Source organism: Sutcliffiella horikoshii (assembly GCF_019931755.1).
Classification (GTDB): domain Bacteria; phylum Bacillota; class Bacilli; order Bacillales; family Bacillaceae_I; genus Sutcliffiella_A; species Sutcliffiella_A horikoshii_E.
Genome location: NZ_CP082918.1, coordinates 570231 through 595024 on the forward strand (window position 1 = coordinate 570231; position 24794 = coordinate 595024).

Annotated in this window: 14 protein-coding genes; 13 read left to right on the forward strand and 1 reads right to left on the reverse strand. The window is 34.6% G+C overall.

Annotated elements, in window-relative coordinates; genetic code table 11:
* Positions 1-97: 97 nt before the first annotated feature.
* The 8 genes from K7887_RS03150 (at position 98) to K7887_RS03185 (ending at position 16188) form a co-directional block, all read left to right on the forward strand.
* On the forward strand, positions 98-3340 hold the full coding sequence (locus K7887_RS03150) for a helicase-related protein (protein ID WP_223492139.1): 3243 nt from the start codon (positions 98-100) through the stop codon (positions 3338-3340).
* A gap of 8 nt (positions 3341-3348) precedes the next feature.
* Positions 3349-4113: a DUF4391 domain-containing protein gene (locus K7887_RS03155; RefSeq protein WP_223492140.1), complete on the forward strand. Its 765-nt coding sequence runs from the start codon at positions 3349-3351 to the stop codon at positions 4111-4113.
* Positions 4114-5922, forward strand: a complete 1809-nt coding sequence (locus K7887_RS03160; protein ID WP_223492141.1) for a site-specific DNA-methyltransferase — start codon at positions 4114-4116, stop codon at positions 5920-5922. It begins immediately after the preceding gene.
* A gap of 13 nt (positions 5923-5935) precedes the next feature.
* Positions 5936-8923 (forward strand): type III restriction-modification system endonuclease, encoded by a 2988-nt coding sequence (locus tag K7887_RS03165; protein WP_223492142.1) that lies wholly within the window; start codon positions 5936-5938, stop codon positions 8921-8923.
* 176 nt (positions 8924-9099) lie between these two features.
* The gene (drmA, locus tag K7887_RS03170; RefSeq protein WP_223492143.1) at positions 9100-12402 is read left to right on the forward strand and encodes a DISARM system helicase DrmA; all 3303 of its coding nucleotides are present in this window, start codon (positions 9100-9102) and stop codon (positions 12400-12402) included.
* Entirely contained in the window at positions 12399-14135 is a 1737-nt protein-coding gene (gene drmB, locus K7887_RS03175) for a DUF1998 domain-containing protein (protein ID WP_223492144.1), read from the forward strand. The genes drmA and drmB overlap by 4 nt, the downstream gene beginning before the upstream one ends.
* 3 nt (positions 14136-14138) lie before the next feature.
* Positions 14139-14855, forward strand: coding sequence for a phospholipase D-like domain-containing protein (locus K7887_RS03180; RefSeq protein WP_223492145.1), 717 nt, complete (start codon positions 14139-14141; stop codon positions 14853-14855).
* A 25-nt stretch (positions 14856-14880) separates the two neighbouring features.
* Positions 14881-16188 (forward strand): DNA cytosine methyltransferase, encoded by a 1308-nt coding sequence (locus tag K7887_RS03185; protein ID WP_223492146.1) that lies wholly within the window; start codon positions 14881-14883, stop codon positions 16186-16188.
* A gap of 95 nt (positions 16189-16283) precedes the next feature.
* On the opposite strand, the gene K7887_RS03190 is transcribed toward K7887_RS03185, so the two are convergent.
* The gene (locus K7887_RS03190) at positions 16284-17957 is read right to left on the reverse strand and encodes a DUF262 domain-containing protein (RefSeq protein ID WP_223492147.1); all 1674 of its coding nucleotides are present in this window, start codon (positions 17955-17957) and stop codon (positions 16284-16286) included.
* Positions 17958-18260: 303 nt separating this feature from the next.
* Between K7887_RS03190 and K7887_RS03195 the strand changes: the two genes are divergently transcribed.
* From K7887_RS03195 to K7887_RS03215, 5 genes are all read left to right on the forward strand, one after another.
* Positions 18261-19379, forward strand: a complete 1119-nt coding sequence (locus K7887_RS03195; protein WP_223492148.1) for a DUF4145 domain-containing protein — start codon at positions 18261-18263, stop codon at positions 19377-19379.
* Between the two features lie 254 nt (positions 19380-19633).
* A complete protein-coding gene (locus K7887_RS03200) occupies positions 19634-21553 on the forward strand; it encodes a hypothetical protein (protein WP_223492149.1) in 1920 nt (639 codons plus the stop codon).
* Position 21554: 1 nt separating this feature from the next.
* Positions 21555-22406 carry a hypothetical protein gene (locus K7887_RS03205; RefSeq protein ID WP_223492150.1) on the forward strand — a complete coding sequence of 284 codons (852 nt, stop codon included), beginning with the start codon at positions 21555-21557 and terminating at the stop codon, positions 22404-22406.
* Positions 22396-23154 carry a hypothetical protein gene (locus K7887_RS03210; RefSeq protein WP_223492151.1) on the forward strand — a complete coding sequence of 253 codons (759 nt, stop codon included), beginning with the start codon at positions 22396-22398 and terminating at the stop codon, positions 23152-23154. The genes K7887_RS03205 and K7887_RS03210 overlap by 11 nt, the downstream gene beginning before the upstream one ends.
* Positions 23155-23258: 104 nt before the next feature.
* Positions 23259-24638, forward strand: coding sequence for a PD-(D/E)XK nuclease family protein (locus K7887_RS03215; protein ID WP_223492152.1), 1380 nt, complete (start codon positions 23259-23261; stop codon positions 24636-24638).
* The last annotated feature ends 156 nt before the right edge of the window (positions 24639-24794 follow it).

A 24794-nucleotide genomic window follows, 5' to 3' on the forward strand; every position in this document is an offset into this window, starting at 1 on the left:
TATTAATTCACTTACTGTTTTTGTAAAATAGATTTAAAGAATTTACAAACTCCTGTAAAATAGATTAATAGGAAACTATATTTATGGGGGCTTTTTTATGTTAGGGAAAATGCTAGACAATAAAAAATCAGGCATTGTAGGAGATGCATTAAAACCATATTTTAAAAAAGATGCCAAGGTTGCGATCATGTCATCCTACTTTACGATATATGCGTTCGAGGCTTTAAAGAAGGAATTAATGAAAGTGGATGAGGTGCGATTTTTATTTATCGATCCTACCTTTACTTCAGAAAAACATACACAAGGGACGACAGACATTGATAAGTCAGGTCGAGAGAAAAGGTTATCTGGATCAGAACTCGAAATTAAGATGCGGAATGAACTTACACAGGCGAAAATCGCTAAAGAATGTGCTGACTGGATAAATTCAAAAGTGAAGCTGAAGTCTTTGACGTCACCATTAACACAGAATCGCCTGTTCCATATTGAAAATAAAGATGGTTCATCAGTGGCTATTCAAGGTAGCTCCGATTTTACCAGCAGCGGATTAGGCTATACATATTCGCCAAGTCTTCATATGAATTCACTAATGGACGAACCTCTATTAACAAAACAATATATCCAGTGGTTCAATGATGTGTGGAAGAATGATGCTATTGTTGAAGAGGTACAAGAGGAAGTGTTGGAAAGAATCGCAGCAATTTATGAAAATCACTCTCCAGAATTTCTTTACTACGTCACTCTTTATAATATTTTCAGTGACTACCTGGAAGAATTCGATGAAGATGCGATTGTAAAATCAAAAACAGGCTTTAAAGACACCACGATATGGAATAAGCTTTATAAATTCCAAAAAGATGGTGTACTCGGAGCTATTGATAAATTGGAAAAGCATAACGGTTGTATCCTTGCAGATAGTGTAGGTTTAGGGAAAACATTCGAAGCCCTGGCTGTTATTAAGTATTACGAGTTAAGGAATGACCGAGTACTCGTTTTGTGCCCAAAAAAATTAAGAGAAAACTGGCTGATTTACACTCAAAACGATAAGAGGAATGTCCTCTCTACTGATCGCTTCAATTATGATGTGTTAAACCATACCGACTTGAGCCGTACAGTCGGTTTGTCAGGAGATATTAATTTGTCTACTGTGAACTGGAGTAACTACGATTTGATTGTTATTGATGAGTCACATAACTTCAGGAATAACCAGGCTAGAAATGACAGGGAAACTCGTTATTCCAGGTTGATGAATCAAATTATTAAAGCTGGTGTTAAGACAAAGGTATTAATGCTATCAGCGACCCCTGTAAACAACAAAATGAATGATTTGAAAAATCAAGTAGCCTTTATTACGGAAGGTAAAGATGAAGCTTTGGAATCAGCAGGTATTGAAAGTATTGAACAAACGTTAAGAAAAGCACAGCTTTCTTTTAATAAATGGCTCAAGTTAGATGAAGAAGAGCGAAAATCAGATAATCTTCTGGAAATGTTGAATTTTGATTATTTCAAACTGCTCGATGCAGTGACAATTGCTCGTTCAAGAAAACATATCGAGAAATACTATGATATGTCCGAAATTGGGAAGTTCCCACAACGATTAAAGCCAAGTAATGTATATGCCGATATTGATGAGTACAATGAGTTCCCTGAAATAAAGGAAGTTAATAAGCTCATTAACAGATTAAATTTAAGTGCGTACTCACCATTGAAGTATGTAATGCCTGAAAAGCAAGAAGAGTATAGTCTTAAATATGATAAGAAAGTAAAAGGCGGTTCAGTATTTAAACAAATTGACCGTGAACGCAGTCTAGTTCACTTAATGAGGGTTAACTTACTAAAAAGGATGGAAAGCTCTATTCATTCATTTGGTATGACAGTAGCTTCTCTATTGAGGAAAATCGATGATCTGTTACTGAAGCTTGATAATATTCAGCAATACTCCAATGCCGATATTAATATTAATGAAATCGATATTGATGATGATGATGTGGAAAACATGCTAATAGGATCGAAAGTAAAAGTACTCCTTCAAGATATCGACCGCATTAAGTGGAAACAAGATTTACATGATGATAAGGAGAAACTTGAGCACCTACTTATTGAATCAGCAAAAGTTCAAGCTCCACGTGATGCCAAATTGAATAAGATTAAATCCATGATTGACTATAAGCTCGTTCATCCCATCAATGGCGAAAATAAGAAAATCATTATTTTTACAGCTTTTGCCGACACAGCAAGTTATTTATATGGCGAGTTATCACAATGGGTATCGAAACAACATGGGATAAACACTGCCCTTGTAACAGGTTCTGGAGGCAATCAAACCACACTCAAAGGAGTCCAGAAAGATTTAAACTCAATCTTAACCCACTTTTCACCCGTATCCAAAGAGAGAAGTAAAATAGATTCCACAATTCGGGATGAGATCGACATATTGATTGCTACCGACTGCATTTCGGAAGGTCAGAACCTGCAAGACTGTGATTACCTTATTAATTACGACATTCACTGGAACCCAGTCCGAATCATCCAACGGTTTGGTCGAATCGATCGTTTAGGCTCTAAGAATGATGTTATCCAATTGGTGAACTTCTGGCCGAACATGGATCTTGATGAATACATTAATTTAGAAGCACGTGTCAGTGGCAGAATGGTACTCCTTGATATTTCAGCAACGGGTGAAGAGAACGTAATAGAATACGATGAAAAGAAGCAAATGAACGATTTGGAATATCGTAAAAAGCAACTAAAGCAGCTACAAGAAGAGGTTGTTGATTTGGAAGATATTTCTGGAGGAATCTCCATCACAGATTTGACCCTGAACGACTTTAAAATGGATTTGCTTGATTACATGGATACCAATAAGAAGAAAGTTGAGACAGCTCCTCTAGGATTACATGCAGTTACATCGCTTCAGTTGGCTCCGTCTTCTGATACCGAACCAGGGGTAATATTCTGCATCAAACAACGCAATGCAGCAGCACCAGTAAAAGAAACAAGCGCACTTTATCCTTATTATCTGGTGTATATGAATATGGATGGAGAGGTTCGACTAGGACATTTAAAGACAAAGCAGATACTGGATCTCTTCCGTAAAGTTGCTAATGGTCAAGGGGACGTGTTCAACGAGTTAATTCATCAGTTCGCTCAAGACACAGAGGATATGAGCGACATGTCTACTTACAAGTATCTATTAGACAAGGCGGTCGAATTTGTTCTTGGTATTGTAGAAGAGCAAGGAATGGAATCGTTGTTCAGTCTTGGGAATTCTAGTCTTTTACAGGACTCTAATACAACTTCGGAAGACTTTGAATTGATATCATTTTTAGTGATAAAGTAGGTGATGGAATGAGGGAATGGTTGATTAAACGTTTGCAAATACCTCAACGTGCTGTGCTAAACCGTAAGATACCAAAGAAAGCATTTTTCACTCAAGCGGACCTTTCCGCATCCGAGAAGGAAATGTTCACTTCCCAGATAGAGGGGATTTATCTATTAAGTGTTATGAATCAGCAGAGTACAAATATCCCTATCTATCAAGATGACGAATTTAATTATGCAGAAGTAGTATGGATATACGTTGAGCTGCGAACGGACAAAAATATAAACAAGATTATTAGTGCTTTTCATAAGTCTATCCCTAATCCAGTCGTATTAATAGTGGGTTCTTCAGAAGGTCAGATTCTTTTTAGTACTAGTCACAAAAAGCTTAATAAAAATGACAAGACCAAAGTAGTTGTCGAACAACCAACTATTACTAACTGGATTAAGCTGAAGGAAGAAGATGCCACATATTCCAAATTACTGAACGCTTTGGTCATTTCAAATTTATCTTTTGAAAACCTACATAGTATTTATGAGGATATCCATCAATGGATAAGATGTGAAGAATTGATTCAGTTAGTAGGTACAATGCCTACCAATGCAGACAACCGAAAAGAAGCGATTACCATATTAAATAATTTACAGAAGTATCGCAAAGAAGTAGAACAATTACATCATAATCAAAAAGGACAACTTGATTTTGGTACGAAAATGGATTTGCACATGAAGATACGGATAAAAGAACAGGAAATCCATAGTCAATTACAGCAAATAAAGGAGTTGTGTTAATTGCAGAAGTTAGAAGGAAAAACCTTCAATGTTGTTCAGGATAATATTGAAAAACTAAAAGAGTTATTTCCAGAAGTATTCACAGAGGAAAAAGTTGATATTGATAAACTGCGTCTTGCTCTTGGTGAAAATGTTGAAAAAGAAAAAGAGCGATATGAGTTTACATGGAATGGAAAAACTGAAGCAATTAAACTAGCACAAAAACAAACCACAGGAACGCTTCGACCATGTAAAGAAGAAAGTGTAGAGTGGGAAACCTCACAGAATCTATATATTGAAGGAGATAACTTAGAGGTTCTACGTATACTTCAAAATTCTTATCGTAATAAAGTAAAAATGATTTATATAGACCCCCCATATAATACTGGTAAAGATTTTGTATATAAAGATAGCTTCCAAGATAACTTAAAAAGCTATAAAGAAATGAATTTAGAAAACTATAAAACCAACGCAGAAACAAATGGTAGATTTCATACGGAGTGGTTGAACCTTATGTACCCTCGGTTAAAGGTTGCTAGGAGTTTACTTACAGAAGATGGAGTAATATTTATCAGCATTGATGAAAATGAACAACATAATCTAAAGAAAATTTGTGATGAGATTTTCGGTGAACACAACTTTATCACGGAGTTTGTATGGAGGAAAAGAACAGGTTCTAATGATTCAATTAATCTTGTTTCAATTGATCATGAAGTAATTGTTTGTTATGGAAAAAGTAACTCTGTTGTATTTAACGGCGTAGAAAAAGCATTTGAAAACTACAAGAACCCTGATAATGATCCTAGAGGTGACTGGATGGCAGATAATTTAACTTGTAATAAAACTGCTTCTGAGCGCCCTAATCTATATTATCCCATCACAGACCCAAAAACAGGCATAACATATCAATGTAATCCAAATAGAGTATGGGCTTATGAAAAGAATCGTATGAAGCAAGCAATCAATGAAGGAAAGATTATATTCCCGAAAAAAACTGATGGTACACCAATGTATAAGAGGTTCAAGAATGAAGTGAAATCTACACATAAACCCTTCAGTTCAATTATTGAAGCACCAATAAACTCTGTTGCCACAAAAGAGCTAAGGGAAATATTGGGTGGACATTTCTTTGATTTTCCTAAGAGTACAGCCTTAATTGAAAAATTAATAGGACAAGCAACTGATTCAGATAGCCTTGTTCTAGACTTTTTCTCTGGATCTTCTACAACTGCACACGCTGTTCTAAATCAAAATATTGCAGACGGAGGAAAACGGAAATTTATAATGGTGCAGTTACCCGAGAAAACTATAGAAGGTACAGGTGCTTTTGAAGCTGGATATAAAAATATCTGTGAGATTGGAAAAGAACGTATACGTAGGTCTGGGGAAAAAATCAAAGAAGAACAAAAAGAAAAATCCAAAAATCTAGACATCGGATTTAAAGTATTTAAGCTTGACGAAACCAATTTAAAAGTATGGAATCAAGAGTCAATGAATCTTGAAAAGGATTTATTAGATTTAATAGAGCCAATTAAAGAGGAACGCACTAAAGAAGATGTTGTATACGAAATTCTACTTAAGTATGGAGTAAATCTAACAGTGCCTATTCAGGAGTTGACTGTTAACGGTAGGACGGTTTTTTCAGTTGGTATGGATTATTTATTTATCTGTTTAGAAAAAGATCTAACACTAGAGGATATTGAAGAAATTTCCAAAAATAAGCCTTCAAGAGTTGTTTTCTATGATGAAGGATTCAATAACGATACCGTCCGCACAAATGCACAACAAATCCTTAAACGTTATGGTGTAGAAGATATTCGGGTGATATAAAAGGAGTGGTAACATGAAAATTAAGTTTGATAAACAACAATATCAGCTTGATGCCATCCAGTCAATCACTGATATCTTTGAAGGCCAAACAGTAAAAGTTTCTAACTTTACCGTCAGTATGGGTGATATTGTTGGGCAAGAAATAACAGAGTTGGGGATCGGAAACAAGCTGGAGTTATCTGAAGCAGAAGTTATTGAAAATGTTCAAAAAGTACAGAAGAGAAATCATCTAAAAAAAAGTTCTAGCATCCAAGATTGGAACTTCACCGTAGAAATGGAAACAGGAACTGGTAAAACCTACGTTTATACGAGAAGTATTTTTGAGTTGAATAAACTATATGGTTTTTCAAAATTTATTATTGTTGTCCCTAGTGTTGCTATTCGTGAAGGGGTATATAAGTCGTTTCAGATGACTGAAGAGCATTTTGCAAATGAGTATCCTGGACAGCATTGTCACTACTTTAAATATGATTCTTCCAAACTAGAACAAGTTCGTGAATATGCAACAAGCACCAATATTGAAGTAATGATAATTAATATTGATGCCTTTAAAAAAAGCTTTGATGATCCAGAAAAAGAGAATAAGGCTAATCTTATCCACCGTGAAAGAGACACAATGAACGGTAAAAAGCCTATTCAATTTATTCAAGAAACAAACCCTATAGTTATTATTGATGAGCCGCAAAGTGTTGATAACACGGATAAAGCAAAGGAAGCTATTGCTTCATTAAATCCACTTTGTAAATTGCGGTATTCTGCAACCCATAGGGATACGTACAATCTAATGTACAAGCTAGATCCTGTGGATGCCTATGAGAAGAAGCTTGTTAAGAAAATTGAAGTGCTTTCCGTCAATTCCGATGACGATTATAACGATCCATATATTAAATTAGTGAGTGTCTCCAATAAAAACGGATATAAGGCAACAGTGGAAATAGATGAAAAAAAGAAAAATGGTACTGTCACCAGAGTAAAAAAAGAAATAAACCCCAACAATAAGAGCAACTTATATCTATTATCTGGTGAGCGGGAACTCTACCGTGGTTTTATTGTAGATGGTATCGACTGTTATCCTGGAAATGAAATGGTTGAATTTGAGAACGGAAAGACACTGAGACTAGGAGAATCCATTGGTGGAATCGATGATGACTTACTCAAGAGATATCAAATAAGAGAAGCGATCCGCACTCATTTAGATAAAGAAAAAAGACTTGTTCACCAAGGAATTAAAGTACTTACTCTTTTCTTTATAGACAGAGTAGAGAACTATCGAGTTTATCCAAAAGGGCAACCTTGGCAAAAAGGAAAATATGCCAAGATTTTTGAAGAAGAGTATACTTCCCTTATTAAGCAATCTAAATATCGGTCGCTCTTTGAAGAAGACCAGTATATTTCTAATCAAACTGTTGAAGAGGTTCATGACGGATATTTTTCAGAGGACAAGAGCGGAAACTATAAGGATAGTAAAGTTGCGAAAGATGGCAGCCTACGGTCGAATAAAGATGATGAATCAGCATTTGAACTCATCATGAAAGAAAAAGAAAAGCTACTAAGTTTTGAGACGCCGTTGCGATTTATCTTCTCGCACTCTGCCCTTAAAGAAGGGTGGGATAACCCAAACGTCTTCCAAATATGCACTTTAGTAGAAACCAAGGATCCTTTCACTAAACGGCAAAAAATTGGTCGTGGATTGCGCTTAGCTGTAAATCAGAATGGACAAAGACAATATGATGAAAATATTAATGTCCTCACAGTAATAGCAAATGAATCGTACCAACAATTTGCTGAGTCACTTCAAAAGGAAATGGAAGATGAGACAGGTGTTAAGTTTGGATACCTTGAAGAACAATCCTTCTCTACAATTACTTTGACAGATGAGTTCACTGGAGAGTCTAAGGAAATAGGCTATGACTATTCTGCCCAAGTGTATTCTTTCCTTGTTAAAGAAAAATTCCTTGATAAAAAAGGAAAGGTTGAAAACAAGCTGAAGGAAGCAATTGCAGCTGAAACTTTCGATGTACCAGAGGAATTTAAGGAAATAAAGCAGGGTATTGAAATGGTCATAAGAAATTCCATTAAGAAGCTGCCGATTTTCAATAAGAAAGACGAAGTGGATATTAAGCTGAATAAAGAAGTTCTCCTTAGCGACGTGTTTAATCAACTATGGAACCAGATAAAATACAAGACGACTTATTCAGTGGATTTAGACTCCGATACACTTAAGAGCCGTTGTATAGATGCAATACAAAATCTGAATGCATTTAAGGCTAGGAAAATCAAACGAGAAAATGCCCTGTTGAAAGTGGACAAATCAGGTGTGTCTGGTGAAGGGCAGACAATGCGTGTATATGAAGCGCTGGAAGAGAAACGACGTCTGCCAGACATCCTACGTTATTTACAGGAACAAACCAACCTTAAAAGACGTACACTTGTGGACATCTTAATTGGCTCTAACCGCTTGAGAGACTTTGAGAAAAATCCACAAGCATTCATGGAAGCTGTGATGAAAATCATTAATAGAGAAAAGAAGAAGTTAATTGTTGATGGCATTAAATATGAGTGTATAGGTGACCATGCATTTTATCAACAATCTTTATTCGAGCATCAAGAGCTTGTCGGTTACATGAAGGCTAATGCAGTTGAAGTGTCCAATGATAAGTCAGTCTATAACTATATCCGTTACGATTCCAATGTGGAGCGAGCATTTGCAGAAAAGCTTAACAATGATGAAGACGTTAAGTTATTTGTTAAGCTCCCATCATCATTTGTAATAGATACACCGCTGGGCAACTACAACCCTGACTGGGCAGTATTGGTTGAAAAAGAGGGCGTCGAAACCCTATTCTTCGTAGTTGAAACAAAGGGGAGCACTGACCAGGAGGATCTTCGAATGAAAGAAGATGGGAAGATCACATGTGGTCGGAAGCACTTTGCTGCATTGGAGAACAATGTATTATATGAATTAGCAAATAGCTATGATAAGTTCAAAGAAAAAATTTAATTTTTGTTTGTGTAAAAAGGGTGTAGAGAAGATTCTATACCCTTTTTATTATAAGAAAAGTTACTTAATAAAATTTTATTAACACCTTTTCACAAATTATACTATGTTATAATAATAATTGGTACATTTCACCTAAATATGTCTGCATATTACAGTGCTGAATGGAGTGATATTTGTTGAGTAGAGAAGCATATAGAATTGTTCGCGAGAAAATGCTACAAGATTTAAAACGGGATCTTGTTGGCCCTGAATATATAAAAAATGATGTGATTACCGAACCCCCTTCTCAGGCTTATTTAACCGGAATTCTTTATCCTTTAGAGTCTGAGGTGGAAAGTCAAGATGATAGTTTATTAGATGAGAGGTTAGAAGCAGTTTCTGATGATGCTGAAGAATCAGTAGAAGAAGTTGTGGTGGAATCAAAAAATAAGACATTTAAGCAACAATCTTCAATGGGATTAAGGTTTTATATAAAAGAGTCGATCCAGAATTTTAACATAAAGTATACTTGGGGGAAGTATAAAAAATCCAAGAAATATAATGAAGAGAAGCAAAAAGATATTCCTATATGGGTTCGAAATATTGAATCTGATGTAAAAACTATTAATATCAAGAAAATTCAAGATAAAAATGAGTTTGAAGTATCCGATAATGTTTATATAGTAATAAATAAACGAAAAGTAAAAGAGACGAACAACTATCTTGTTTCCGTGTTCATAAGTAATAGGAACGTTGATAAGGATAGCAATAATGGGATGTTCCAGTGTGAATTGGAAGTTTTCCATGAAGGTGGAGATAAAATATTTCTTGCAGAAAACTATGCTAGGAAGGACTCGAATAAGTTTGAGGAGTTTTTATATCGGAATAAACCAATTTTTGCAAAAGGATTTGGTTGTGCAGCATCATGGGAAAATAACGACGATATGTTTGCAGGGAGTATTAAAACAGAATTTATACCCACTCATGAAGTAGGTAGTATGAGTACTGAACTACCTGAGGATGAAGATATGGGAAGTATACCTAAAGGCTTTTTTTCTATTAAAAGGTTTTCTGAAGAAAATGATAAAAGGGTAGTCATTGAAAAACTTAATAACCTAGCTGATAGATATGAAAATTGGATAAATAGACTTCCAGTGGAAAATGTTAAAGATATTGAATCAGCGGAATCGAGCATAAATGAATGTAGAAAAGTACTTAAACGAATCCGATCAGGAATCCTATTATTAGAAGATGATAAAGTTTTTAGTGCATTTACTTTTATGAACAAAGTGATGCACACTCAAATATCTATGAAAAACTATTCTAAAAGCAATAATACCACTTCACTAGAGGAGGAACTAAAGAAAGAAAACTTTAGTTGGCGACCTTTTCAATTAGCTTTTATTTTGCTAAATATGGAAGGGGTTGTTAACCCTAAATCAGCGGATCGTACTATTGTAGACCTTTTGTGGTTCCCTACAGGTGGGGGAAAGACGGAAGCATACTTGGGAATAATTTCATTTTTACTAGGATATCGAAGATTGCTTGCAACAGATGACCAAAAATACGAGCGAGATGGTGGAGTTACAATATTTCTTCGCTATACTTTAAGACTCTTAACTACCCAACAGAGAGATCGGTTAATGAGAGTTATTAGTGCTGCAGAATATATTAGAGCAAATGAAAAAGAACATAAATATGGACATGCTGAGTTTTCTGTAGGTTTTTGGGTCGGTGGTCAAGTCACAGCCAATAAATTTAATGAGTTACAGGAAACAAGCTATAGAAAAGCTTACCAAGTTAAGAATATGTATAAAAATATTGAGAAGCAACTCCTAGAATGTCCTTGCTGCGGTACAAAAAACCCTAAATTTCAGTTCTTACCTGATAGAAATACCAAGAGTGAAAAGACAGGCCTAGATATATATTGTGAAAATTCTTCTTGTTATTTCTCTAGTAACCATATTCCTGTTTATTTGATTGATGAAGAAATATACCGAAGGGTTCCATCGGTAATTATTTCAACCGTTGATAAATTTGCAAGGCTTCCTTGGGATGAAATTACAGGAACTCTTTTTGGGAAAATCGATAGATATTGTGAGAAGTGTGGGTTTATTGGTGAGGGAGAAAAACATACTGCATATCATATAAGTCCTAAAGCAAGTGTTTCTAAAGTAAGAAACTTTTATCCTCCAGAACTAATCATTCAAGATGAGCTGCACTTAATTACAGGTCCTTTAGGAACGATATATGGTGGATATGAGACGGTTATTGAAGAACTTTGCACTATTAAAGATGAAGATAATGAAACCATAAAGCCCAAATACATTGCTGCAACTGCCACAATCAAAAATGCAGAACAGCAAGTTGAACGTGTGTTTGGGAGAAGAAATATGCAACAATTCCCTCCTCCTGGCTTAGAAAATGAAGATTCTTTTTTTGCGCGCGAGATAAGTGTAGAAGATTATCCTTTCCGTTTATATAGTGGTGTCTGTGTATCTGGGCAATCCATGAAAACTGTATTACTTCGTATATATGCAGTCCTCCTCCAATCCACAGAAAATCTATTGAAAGATGAAGAACTTGCTAAATATGTGGATCCATACAGAACACTAATTGGTTACTTCAATAGTATTAGGGAATTAGGCGGTGCTGTAAGGTTACTAGATGACGACGTTAGAAAACGCATTCAAACTTTACAAAAAAAATATGGTTATAAAAATCAAAGGTATATTAATAGAAATGATGAACTTACAGCTCGTGTTCCATCATATAAGATTCCTAAAGTACTAGAATTACTTGAAAGAGAAACAGGTAACAATGAATACGATGTTGTTTTAGCAACTAACATGATCTCAGTGGGAATGGATGTAGATCGTTTAGGTTTAATGGTTGTTACAGGCCAACCAAAACAAACTTCAGAGTACATACAGGCCTCAAGCCGTGTAGGAAGAAGTAAACCAGGTTTGGTTATAACCGTTTATAATCCATATAGGCCACGAGACATGTCACATTATCAAAATTTTAAAGGTTATCATAGTAGGCTTTATTATTTTGTAGAAGGAACTACAGCTACACCATACGCTTCTCGTGCTAGAGATAGAGTTCTGCATGCGATAACAGTTGCACTCGCAAGGATGAAAGAGAAAGAGCTTGCTCAAAATGAAGGAGCTAAAAATATCGGTAATATTGATTTAAGTGTCATAAAGTCAATAATTCTGGATCGTGTTAGCATTGTAGAACCTAATAATGTTGATGGAACAATAGCCGATCTGGATGAGTTTTTGGACGAGTGGATTGCAACCAGTAGTTTAGATAAAGAACTTTTATACTACTTCAGTACAATGAGTAAACAAGCTAAGTTTAAAAAACAAAATAGGCTTTTACGTAGGTACTCTGAAAAGGAACTTTCTAAACATGAAAGACCTACACTAGATTCAATGAGGCAAATAGAAGGAAGCTCACGGTTATACTTATATGAAGGGTGGGAAAATGAATGAGTAAAAATCAAGTCGGAGAGGTAAGACCTGGACAACTAATTACTACTTTTGGTCCAGGAGCAATTCTTGATTCAGTAAATGATTCCTTAATGGTTCTTGACATCAAATATTGGGATAAAGCAAAAGATAAGATATTTGATAGAAGGTTATCTAAGTTCTTAAAGAAATCTTACTTTAAAAAAATTCCGGCAAAAGGATGGCAAGATTTACCCTCCATTCCTTTTCCCTTTTATCACATATGCAGTAATAATAATTGTCGTAGATTATTTGACTTGAGAGACAAATTTCATTTAGAAACTTATTTGGAAGAGGGACCAAAGTGTCCCGATTGTGAGTGGAAGTCATACCCATCTAGGTTTGTAGTTTCTTGTAGAGAAAGTAACCACTTAGATGATTTTCCATGGAGATGGTGGGTACATGGAAAACAGGAAACAACATGTTCTGGAAAACTTTACATGACAAGTTCAGGTAATACATCTAGTCTTGCCTCTCTAGGGGTAAAGTGTGAGTGCGGTGCATATGAAAATATGGCTGGTGCTACTCAATCTAATTCATTTAATCAATTTACTTGTACTGGAAACCATCCACATCAACTTAGCAAAAGTGGGTATTGTGAGTCACCAATAATTCCTTTGCAACGAGGTGCCTCGAATGTTTATTTTCCAGCACTTAGAAGTGCTATTTCTATTCCTGATCAAGAAGAATACGCGGATCAATTAATTCAACAAGAAGAAGAAATACGAGAATATGAAGAAGATTTTGGATTAGAAGGTCTAGAAAAATATTTCAAACGAAAACTAGCGAATGTATACGATAACTTTGATGATTTTGTAATAGATTGGGAAAAGTATAAAAATTCAACTATGGAAGAGGTTGAAGAATATCAAAATATCAAAGAAATTGAGTATGCAGCATTTACAGATTTTACTTCTAAGAAGAAGCTAAAAGATTTTGAAGCAGAAAATCAAGAAGTACCTAAAGACTTGCAACCTTATTTTAAACGTATTATTAAGGCGCATCGTCTTAAAGAAATATTAGTTTTATTAGGTTTTATGCGTAATGACAGTCCAGAACCAGAAGTAAATTCACCTAAAAATATTGTATGGTTAGGCTCAGGAACAGATGAAAAGTGGCTCCCAGCAGTAGAGGTATTTGGAGAAGGTATTTTCTTAGAGTTTAATAGAGACTATATTAAAAAGTGGTTGTCAGATAATGGGCCTACATTATCTAGTAAGTCAACGGAGTTCTCTCAATTATATGATAATTGGATAAAACAAAAAGGCTGGGAAGTTACAGGAGTAAGAGATGCAGTGTACGTGATGATGCATACATTGTCCCACTTACTTATAAATCAACTTTCTTTACAATCTGGATACTCATCGGTAGCTATTAAAGAGCGAATATATTGGAATGAGAACATGGCTGGAATACTACTATATACAGGCAGTACTGATCAAGAAGGTTCCTTAGGTGGATTAGTTGAAATGGGTGGTACAGACAATATACGTAAGACATTATTTGCTGCTCTGCAAGAAGCAGTATTTTGTGCAAGTGACCCTCATTGTGCCAACCTAGAACCTTCTGAGGAGAATCATTTTAATGGATGTTCTTGTTTTGCTTGTTCTATGATTGCAGAAACCTCTTGTGAAACTGGTAACCGATTCTTAGATCGTTCTTTGGTTGTTAGAACCATGGATTCTGAAATTAAGCCATTTTTTGATGGGTTTATCTAATGTATGGATAACGTTTTGTTTTCAAAGCTATATTTATTGTTAGATGAAATAGAATCAGAAGTAAAATCTTACGAAATGGTAGAGTTGGAATTATACAGTTCAATAGTGCAAGGGAGAAATAATAATTTGAGCAAGGATTTCCCCTTGCTCCTTACTCTATTTCCCTCTCTTACAAATGAAGAAATAGGAAATTTACTAATATTGCTAAAGTTATATTCTTCTAAATTTAACCAAGAAAAGATTGATTTAGTTGGCACACTGCCAATTGCTATTCCTAACGTTAGAAAAACTATTGGTGTTGTCAGACAGCTAATAAATGAGGCGAAAACTCATATATTAATTACTGGATATGCAATTTCAGAGTACTTTAATGATATCTTCGATCTTGTTCTTGCAAGAAGCGAACAGGGAATACAAGTCGATTTGTACGTTGATAATAATGAGCAGGTTTCACAATTCTTAAAGCAGTTTAAAGGTCGTAATCATAAGGTAAATATATATAATTATTCTGGGAAAGGTTTTTCCTCATTACATGCTAAGTTATTAGTAATAGATTTTCAAAAAGCATTTGTATCGTCATCTAATCTTTCTTATAATGGAATAATTAATAATCTTGAGATTGGTACATTAATTACAGGGAAAAAGGCTTTAACTTTAACCAGAATTTTTGATGAATTATATACTCAAGGATATTTTAAAAGATTATACACAAGTAATTAAGATGATGTAGGAGAGATAATAGAAAATGGTAATAATAGATCTTTTCTCAGGTGCTGGCGGGCTAAGTGAAGGTTTTCATAAAGAAGGCTTTAAGATTGTATCTCAGGTAGAAAAAGATCGTTGGGCAACTGAAACGTTAAAAACCAGATACATTTATCATGAGCTAAAAAAACATAATGACATAGATTTGTATTTGGAGTATCTTACCTCAAAGAAATCCTATAAATCTATTGAAGATGATAGAGAAATAATTTATAAGAAGTATAATTATTTAAAAGAAAAATTAGATATAGAGGTACTCAATAAAAAATTCGGCAATCCTGCTAATGATAAGGAAGCTTCCTCATCTAAAGAAGTTATATCCCTTATTGAGAAGAGCCTTAAATTTAACAACGAAAATTCAGTATCATTAATTATTGGAGGGCCACCATGCCAAGCATATTCTCTTGTCGGAAGAGGAAGAATGGGGAATGATGCTGAAAAAGATAATAGAAATTTCCTTTTCTATTACTATCTTCGGATTGTTCAAGAATTTTCACCTAAAATGTTTGTGTTTGAAAATGTACCTGGTATTATTTCTGCAAAAAAAGGGAGGATTTTCAAAGAAATTCAGGAACAGTTTGATAAAATAGGATATAAATTAGTGACTGGCCGTAATGCAGGTGAAAATGTTCTGAATTTCGCAGACTATGGAATTCCGCAAAATAGAAAGAGAGTATTGTTATTTGGTTTCAAGAAGGAATTTAACTTAGAATTCCCACCTTATATGGATGAAAAAATATACTGGGATCATGAATTAACTACCAGAAATGTACTATCTGACTTGCCAATTCTCTCTCCGGAACAAGGAACCGATAGGTTAATAGAATATGATGAAAAAGAATTAACTACATTTCAAACATTAATGCGCACAGAGTCAATAGGTGTGTTTAATCATAAAGCTCGTCGTATCCAAGCGAGAGATAGGGCAATTTATAAGATCGCTATCAATAAAGCAAAGAATGGAGAAAAACTTAATTACCCGGATTTACCAAGCGAACTTAAAACTCACAAGAATGAAAACATCTTTAAAGATAAATTTAAAGTACATCCAGAGGAGCAAACTCCTCATACAGTAGTAGCTCATATATCAAAAGATGGGCACTACAATATTCACTATGACTTATCTCAGGCTAGGTCTCTTACTGTCAGAGAAGCTGCAAGAATTCAAACTTTTCCTGATAACTTTTTCTTCGAAGGACCTAGAACAGCTCAATATGTACAAGTTGGTAATGCAGTCCCACCGCTTATGTCAGAAATTATTGCAAAAACAATTAAGAATACTTATTTTTAAAGAAAGACCGGTACAATAGAACTAATTAAAAGTTCTTTTTGTATGGGTCTTTTTTTCGGTGATTAAGAACTTTTATAAAACTTTAGACTTATAAATTAATTTATTAAAAGATCTAACATTTTATTTTGCCTTGATGTTAACACTTCAGGTGTCCACTTATCTACTTGAAGAACAAAAACTTTGCTGCCTGCAAAAACATCAATTCTTTTTTGAAGGTATTTTTGTTTTTTCTTTCCAAAATCAAGATTGCTTAAAGATGAATTTTTTCTTTTGGAAATCAAAACCAAATTAGCTAACTTATGAGTCCAGTTCAGTCGTTCCTCAAAGTTAAAATCTTGAACCCATGTACTATTTTCTTTTGGTGATTGCGGCAAAACATGTTCAACACTTATTGTCTTATAGTCAGCCAAATGGACAGTATTATCACTTTCTAAATACTCATATTTTAGCAGGATGTATCTAGCGAATCTACGTCCATATATATTCTTATCTAGAACTTCTCTTAACGCTTGTTTATCTACTGAAAATAGTTCCTCTACTTGAAGTAAATCGTTTGAACTATTGGAAAGCTCAATCTGCTTTAGTATTTTATTCATATTTTCTATTCTTTGGGTAGAGGTGAACTGTAAGATCCAATCCGCTACAAACTTGTATTCAAGCTTTTTTAAAAACTTTGTTAAGTCAATTCTTCCAAACTTCTTATAGTAATACATTAGAGAAGGTATCCAATCATCGGAAGGCAAACCGATAAGCATTATAGTTATCAAGTTTTTAAAATCATTAGTCAATTTATTATCCTTGAATAAGATTAAATTGTCATATACACTCTTATAGTCATTGATAAATCTTATTGTCTCCGTCCCTTTAGAGAGTAATCCTTTTTTATATACTTTCTCTTCAAATTCCTCTAGTAAATTGACCCTGGCCTTTTCTTTCACCAATATTGTTCTAACAAAAGAAAGGAAACGGTCGAAATCATCTCCTAACTCTCCTTCAATCTCTTCCCACACCCGAGCATGTTTTTGACTATCATTTTCAATTTCTCCAATATTTATAGACTTCAAAATATCTGCACTTGTCAAGGGAATTCCACGATTGTTTAAAATAGTAAACAATCTAAATGCATCTTCTCTATTATTAGTATAAACATATATGAAAACTACATTCATAGCTAGGAACTGAGCAAAAGACTCTACTTCTTCAGTTTCTTTTGAATCAAAGAACTTACGCATTGTAATAATAGCATTTGCCATATTCTTAATCGAAGTATTTTCTTCATTAAGTTTACTTCTTAGAAATTCATTGTTTTTAGTGCAACCATTGTTTAGAAGGGACTCGCTTATAAAGCCTTCTACACTATCACGAATTTTATACAAAATTCTAACCCGCTCTGGAATTCCCTTAAAGATATTCTTCTTCTGAAAAAGCATTTCACTATATGTATCTAATAAGTCTTGGTTGTTTGATGTATCTCTAATTACTGATAAAAGCATAAACAATGTAGTTAATCTTTGTTGGCCATCTAAGACTTCAAATTCTTTGTAACTAGTATTATTTAAATCACGTAATACTAGTGAACCAAGAAAATATTCACTATCCCTTTTATTCTCAAAAGCATACCAAAGATCATCGAGTAAATCATTAATGTTATCGGTCTCCCAAACATAAGACCGTTGGTATTCAGGAATAATAAACCAAAACCTTTCGAAAATAGTAGCGACATTACTTTTTTTTGCTTCAATGGATCCTTGTTCAGTTACAGTAGACACAGTTTCAACTCCTTATTAATAAGTATTATCCCTAAACTTATATATCCATATTCTAACACTTGCTGGTAACATTGTTAAATATGACTTCTTCAAAACATTTCTTTATTCTATAAAAATTTATTAACTTTCAATTCAAAAGAAACTTTATAATATAGCTATATGTATTTAATAATCACTTCTAAAAATGGAGTTTTGACCATCATAAAATTAATCATATTTATAGGTCATTTGGTAAAGGAACTATATGTGGTGTATACATAGAGCTTTTATAACTTGATAATTTTTAAATTTGGAGGGATCCCCTTGAATAACCAAAAATATTATTATATATTCCTTGAACCGCTTTCCAAGGAACTGGCCTTGTTAGCAAAAGAACTTGAGCATAGTGTTTTCTCAAGCCCCCGTACTATGTTGACTCACTCCAGAGTTTTAATTGAGAACATACTGAAGAACCTAATGAAGATTGAAAAACTCACAGACTCTTTAAATATGAGTATATTAGAACGGATTAATACACTTTCTCATCAAGGATACCTTGTTCCTAGTATAGTAGATGCTTTACATCATGTTCGTAAAGTAGGAAATGAGGCAGCGCATGATACAAGGGTGTTCCGATATTCTGAATCGTTGCTATGTTGGGAAGCTCTTTACAAAATTGTTAAATGGTATGTAGAAAGTTATGGTCCATTAGATTTATCGGTTCCGGAATATCAAGAACCGTCTCAACTTCGAGATGAGCCCTTAGATTTAGCTGAACTTTTGGATCGCTTGAAATCACTAGAAGAAAAATTATCTTCACCAGAGACGCAAGCAGAAGTTGCTGTTACTACAACTGACATAAACTACGATTCTAGTTTATCAGGATATGCTGCAATCAGAAGAATAAAATACTTCGACAAGCACCTAGACATTCCTTATTTTCTTAGAGATACATTCTTGCTGCCACAAAGATTTCATAAATCTGAAACTTTTCTCATTAGGTTAGGAGAAGTCCAGCAAGCTAGGTTCATGAGTGAATTACCTAATAGTCTCATCGATTTGCATAAACATGTAAAACGGTATAACGAAAAGAATGACAAAACGTTCTTTGAAGAACTCGCATTATTTGTCCAAGAAGAAATAACAAGAAGAAAAATTGAAAATAATCGGCGTGGAGAACTCCTGTTTTTCTACAAAACAGATTTTATAGTTGTTACAGAAGAGTTATCTAAGATCTCACTTACAACCCAGGAATTTAGCGGCATACCTAGTCTTATAAAGCAACTTAACCAGAATGAAATTTATACTGTGGGTCAATTACCTAAAGAACTCGTAAGTCTTGCAAAATACAAAAACGTAGGCACATTAACAATTGAAAATTTGTTTATACAATTAAAGGAGAAACAAGGAGCTGAAGTGACAGGTACATTATCTCGTATATAGCTGAAAAGGAAGAGAAAAGGGGGGAGGTGTAAGTGTCTAGTAAAAAATTGGGTGTACTATTACCTGCAAAATGGCAACTTACATAATAAGTTGGTTATGATTATAAACTATATAAAAATTTATCAAAAAATAAAGAAGATTGCCAAATTGGGTAATCTTTTTTTACTAGATTTAGAGTGAATTCACAAAAATAGCAAGATGATGTAAAATGTTAACAGGTGAAAATACAGATATTAGTAGAAGAGGAGCTTATCATGTTTAAACAGCAACCTAAGGAGCCATTGTGGAAATTTTCCCCGATTCCTAATATAGAAGAATCAAATTTTAATAAAATATTAGAGCGATTTTATAATATGCGTGTGACCGGTCTAACTCGTGAAAATACACAAAACTCGATGGACGGTCGCTTACTTGGATACGAAGGACCAGTTCGTTTGAAAATAGAAACAGGTAGTATAAAGAAAGAAGATATACCTGGGATCAATGATGTAATTGATAGAATAAAGTGTTTGCAAGGCAGAAATAGTTATACGAAAGAAACCATTCAACATATGATTAATAAAATCAATCAAGATGAAGTGAGATACATTTCCTTTGAAGACTCTAATACTAGAGGATTAACAGGTGCGAAAAATGGCCAAAGCAATTCTGCACGTGATACGTGGGGAATATACGCATATAACAAAGGAGTGCACTTTGAGGAAGCAGATTCCCAAGTGGAAACATCTCGTGGAGGATCACATGGGGTTGGTAAGATAGCCTCCAATGCAGCATCCGATTTACATCTGATGTATTTTGCCAACTGTGATGAATATGGTGATAAGCATTTGGGAGGGACTGTTCAACTTATTGAGCATGTATATGACGATCAATGCTATCGATCCACGGGTTATTTTACAGATATCGAAAGATTAGAAGACAATAAGTCCAAGTTTTATCCGTATGAAAACAATTTTCATCCTGTATTTGAAAAGAATACGCGCGGGCTAAAAATCATTATTCCTTTCCTAAGAGAAGAGTATGATAACGAAACAGAAATTGTGAAAAGTATTTGTGACAGCTTCTTTGTTTCTATTTTAGAAGGGAAGCTAGAAGTGTTGGTTAACAAAGAAATTATTACTCGCGAAACGATATTGGATTATGTAAAAGATCCTAAATATTATGAACAGGATATTACGGAAGCGAAAAAAATATTTACCCCGTTATACGTAGAAACTTATCAAAATCAAAAGCCAAGAAGTTTGAAGGTCTCAGATAGTGTCAGAGATTATAACTTTAATCTTTACTTCCATTACGATGAGCAAATTCCTAAAGGGCGTGTCGCCATTGTTAGAACTATAGGAATGAAGATAGAAGACTTCAAAGTGGCTTCCAATGCTAATAAACCATACAATGCTGTTCTAATTGGTGGTGCAGATGAGGATGCATATATAAAGTCGCTTGAAAACGAATCTCATACAGAACTATCATGGGAACACATTAAAGATCCGAAACTACAAAAACGTGCTAAGCGTTTTATAAATAACCTGTCTAAAGAAATGGCTAAAATTATTGAAGAAGCTATCAAAGAGAATAATCCAACTGACGGTGTAATGAATACAGAAGATATTCTCTATGTGGTGGAAACTCAATTTAAGAATGACTTATCGGATAGTCTAGGTACCGTTATGATCAATAAAGGTAAATCAGTGGTAAAGGCATCAACAGTAGTTCCTAAAAAGGCGAAGAAGAAACGCGGGGAAAACACTGAGAAGGAAAAGCCTGAAAAAAAACGTGATCCTTTGAAACGTAAGAAAAGAGAAGAAAAAGGTACAGAGTCGGAAGAACAGAAAAGCACAAAGTATAGCGCTAACCCTGAAATGGTAGAGCGACTTATTTTAGGTAAAAGAGAGTTGGTTAAATTCGATTTTACTAAAAGTGAGCTAATCAAAGACGAAACGGCTTGTGATATCTCCCTATCAATTATTGATGGAATGGGTGTAGAGTATCCTGATGAATTCAACTTACTAGGAAACTACAGCTCTATTGCAGATCCATACTCGGGCACTCAGTACAAGGTGAACAATAACGTTATTAAAGATGTGAAAATCCGCCAAGGTGTTTCTGAGCTGCAATTAGAATTAAATGATAACTTTAACAAATCACTAAAATTTGTTTATTACATCGAGGTGTAACATGATCTATAAAAAAGACGCAAATTTCCCCTATCCTGTATTAACGAATAAGTCTAATAGTTATGCTTCAAGCCAATTTATATTAGATGTAGAATTGCACGAAAATGTGCACCACTACCAATTCAACTATAAATACGAAATTGACTCAGCATTTATCAATAAACTATTAAGAGAAGGCCGAGCGCAACTCATATTAATTATTCAGTCAAAAGATAATAAGTTCTTTAAAGTAAGTATGGCACAGTCTTCTATAAAAATATTAAAATCACGAATCTCCATTAGTAGCCGTACTTCCATTCAGATGCATATTCAATCAACGGAAGATGTTTCTTTTAGAAACAACGAAGATCTAAGCACCTTCTATGATAAATTTAAGGACGAATTAGTTGTACCTAAACATTCTATTTTAGGATTCTCCAATGTTGTTATGTTTGAAGGTAGCACTACAAAACCATTGGAACTGTTTGAAAAGAAGTTGAATCCAGCATTAAAATCAGCCATTAAGATTGAACTGAGCCACGAAACCATTGTTATTCAATATAGAAATGAAGAGTTCCAATTTAATAATTTGCCTAAGAGTAATACACTGAACAATCCATATGTCTACACGGGTATGCATATGGCCCTTCATAGGTTCATTGTTAATAACGGAGAAGACAATGAATATGTAGACTTATTAGAAATAGATCCTCCGGCCAATCCTTTAGATTTAAAGCTTTACCATTTAATGAGAAAAAAGATGGTCGAGGAACTAGGTATAGACACGATTGATGAAGTAATCTATGCAATTTCTGACCGCATGATTGAAAAGTACACAACAGTAGTAAAGGGGTTAATTTCAAGTGGAAGTTAGATTACTAGAAAAAGGATATAAAGACAATGAGCAATTTTATAAAGACTTCCTTGAAGATCAATTGCAGCTGAAGGAAGAGTACTTTACTTCCGAAGTAATACATCTGGATAAGGCACCAGATTTCCCTATCTATATGGCACAAGGCAGTGAAGCAGAACGGAAAGAATTGTTTTTAGAAGCATTTAAGGTGCTAACAGATGACTATCTTGATACCGATCGCGATATCCATCTAAATGAAGTCTTTTGGCATTCTTTACTTATAACCAAAAGAGACTATCTTTTAGAGACATACCCTAAGATTACTGAAAGCCTTAGTCATTTTAACAATATAGTATTAAAGAAATTTGACTGGGAGAACTATATTTACAAATGTGTACTTGGTGCACAGTATATCAATGATCGCGTAACGGACCCTGCACAAAGAGAACGTTATTACTCTTTGCTTGTCGATAACCTAGACTTGTACAATTACATTATTAAGTATGAGATCTTCCGAAATGATCAATTTTTGCTAAATATCCTAGATATCATTGACGAACTGCAGTTGTCCAAAGTCCTGAAGGCAAAAATCACCGATCGGGACGACCTAGGCAAAGATGAACGTGTTGGACGACGTGTAATCTTTGAATTTAATAAGAGCTACCCAGTCGTTATGTCTCCAGTGTTAGAAAAAGAAGAGTTAAAGCCAATATTTCTGCAGTATTTGAGTTATTATTTCAACACAAGTAAGTTAATGCAGAGTTCATGAATTAGTTGAAAGTAAGCAACAGAAAACCAGATATGTTTTTTGTTGCTTGCTTTTTTATTCTTCAGAGAAAGTTTTTTAAAATACATAATTAGCAGGTGCGCATTATGAAATCACTTAAGAGAATGCTATATGAATTAACAATGGATAAAGATTTTGTCGCGTTAAAGTTCCTCATTAATCGACCGAATGTCTTTCATGTAGCTGGTGCCACTCATTTGGAAACTTGGCATTCAAGATTCCTGTCTTGGTTATTGGACCCTACAGAACGCCATAATCTTGGTTATTATCCTTTTCAGCGGTTTCTGATGGCTGTAGCTGACTCAGCGGATGCTGACATTGATGAAATTACCGATATTGCCATGCTGAATATGAAGCAGTTCAGAGACCCAGAGGTAGTAGCGGAAAAAGATATTAATAAGCTGAATATCATGGAGCTGGATGCATTGGAGGAAACAGCAGGCAGTGATGATAAGGGAAGACTAGATGTCTTTTTTAAGGTGAATATAGTGGATGATACAGACCCTACCCAAGTGAAAAAGTTAATTCTTGCAGTGGAGCAAAAGGTGTATGCACGAGTGGACGTAAAACAATGTAACAAGTACTTGCGAAAGTTCGAGGAGACTTTTAAGGATGAGCAGTATTTGTTGGTAGCTTTGGTTCCAAAGAGTCAAATCAAGGAAAGCAATCAAGAAACGTTCGGAAGCTCTGAGTGGATTGGAATTGACTATCAGCAATTAGTGGACATCGTCTTAATGCCTTGCCTAGAAAATCCCGATTTAAATGCGTTCGCAAAGCCAATTATCCAACAATATTTGGACGCTTTACGTATGCCTTATAAAGGGAAACGTGAGAAGCTTGCTACTATTGAAGAAGAGCGTGTGTTAGTTCGTTCCCTATATGATCGCTTTGAAGATGTATTTAAAGCCGTCACGAAAATAGCAGCAGAAGACGAAAGTGAAGAAAGAAACTATGTGAAGAGCGTTGTTAACGATACTTACGGGGAAGTGTTTAGAACCATTAAGTGGATTCTGGATGAAGAGAATGATATAGAAGAGACATGGAATTTTGCCAATCCATTTCAGCGAAACATTTATAAGAGATGGGATGAACTTAGAGTCATTGTGAAACATAACAATGATGAGTTTGTTATTGTTGCAGACAAAGTTCCTGACCTTTTCAAGAGGACTTTACGTTGGATGGAAGAGCAAAACTTGCCCCTACGAGAACAATTGGAAGAAGGCATTATCCTAGGTGGTGGCAACAATGGAAAACGATTTGCATTCGCATTACAACCCATTCATAAAGACAGGAAGAAGTTTGCGTCTATGCACACCTACGAATCTATACATACAGGTGAGACCTACTACATAGAGACGAAGATAAATCCGAAGAGTGCGATGTTAACTATTGCGAAGATGTTGAGGGAGTTAGGTGTCGGGGTGGAGACACCGTTGTTGGAGAGTGGAGAAGAGGTATTGGTTTAATAGTTTTCCAAAAAGAGATGTTATGCATGTCTTTTGTTGTGGAAAATAAAGGATGTTGAAGATTTTTGTAGAATCTTAAGTTAGGAAGAATATTAAATGGTCGTCTTAATCTTTTCAACTCCATGAACAAGGAAGGATTTGAGTAACATGAATAAA

What these genes read in the sequence shown, in the direction of transcription:
- K7887_RS03150 (WP_223492139.1), top strand. Translation starts at nt 98, where the DNA reads ATGTTAGGGAAAATGCTAGACAATAAAAAATCAGGCATTGTAGGAGAT.
- K7887_RS03155 (WP_223492140.1), top strand. Translation starts at nt 3,349, where the DNA reads ATGAGGGAATGGTTGATTAAACGTTTGCAAATACCTCAACGTGCTGTG.
- K7887_RS03165 (WP_223492142.1), top strand. Translation starts at nt 5,936, where the DNA reads ATGAAAATTAAGTTTGATAAACAACAATATCAGCTTGATGCCATCCAG.
- drmB (WP_223492144.1), top strand. Translation starts at nt 12,399, where the DNA reads ATGAGTAAAAATCAAGTCGGAGAGGTAAGACCTGGACAACTAATTACT.
- K7887_RS03180 (WP_223492145.1), top strand. Translation starts at nt 14,139, where the DNA reads ATGGATAACGTTTTGTTTTCAAAGCTATATTTATTGTTAGATGAAATA.
- K7887_RS03185 (WP_223492146.1), top strand. Translation starts at nt 14,881, where the DNA reads ATGGTAATAATAGATCTTTTCTCAGGTGCTGGCGGGCTAAGTGAAGGT.
- K7887_RS03200 (WP_223492149.1), top strand. Translation starts at nt 19,634, where the DNA reads ATGTTTAAACAGCAACCTAAGGAGCCATTGTGGAAATTTTCCCCGATT.
- K7887_RS03205 (WP_223492150.1), top strand. Translation starts at nt 21,555, where the DNA reads ATGATCTATAAAAAAGACGCAAATTTCCCCTATCCTGTATTAACGAAT.
- K7887_RS03215 (WP_223492152.1), top strand. Translation starts at nt 23,259, where the DNA reads ATGAAATCACTTAAGAGAATGCTATATGAATTAACAATGGATAAAGAT.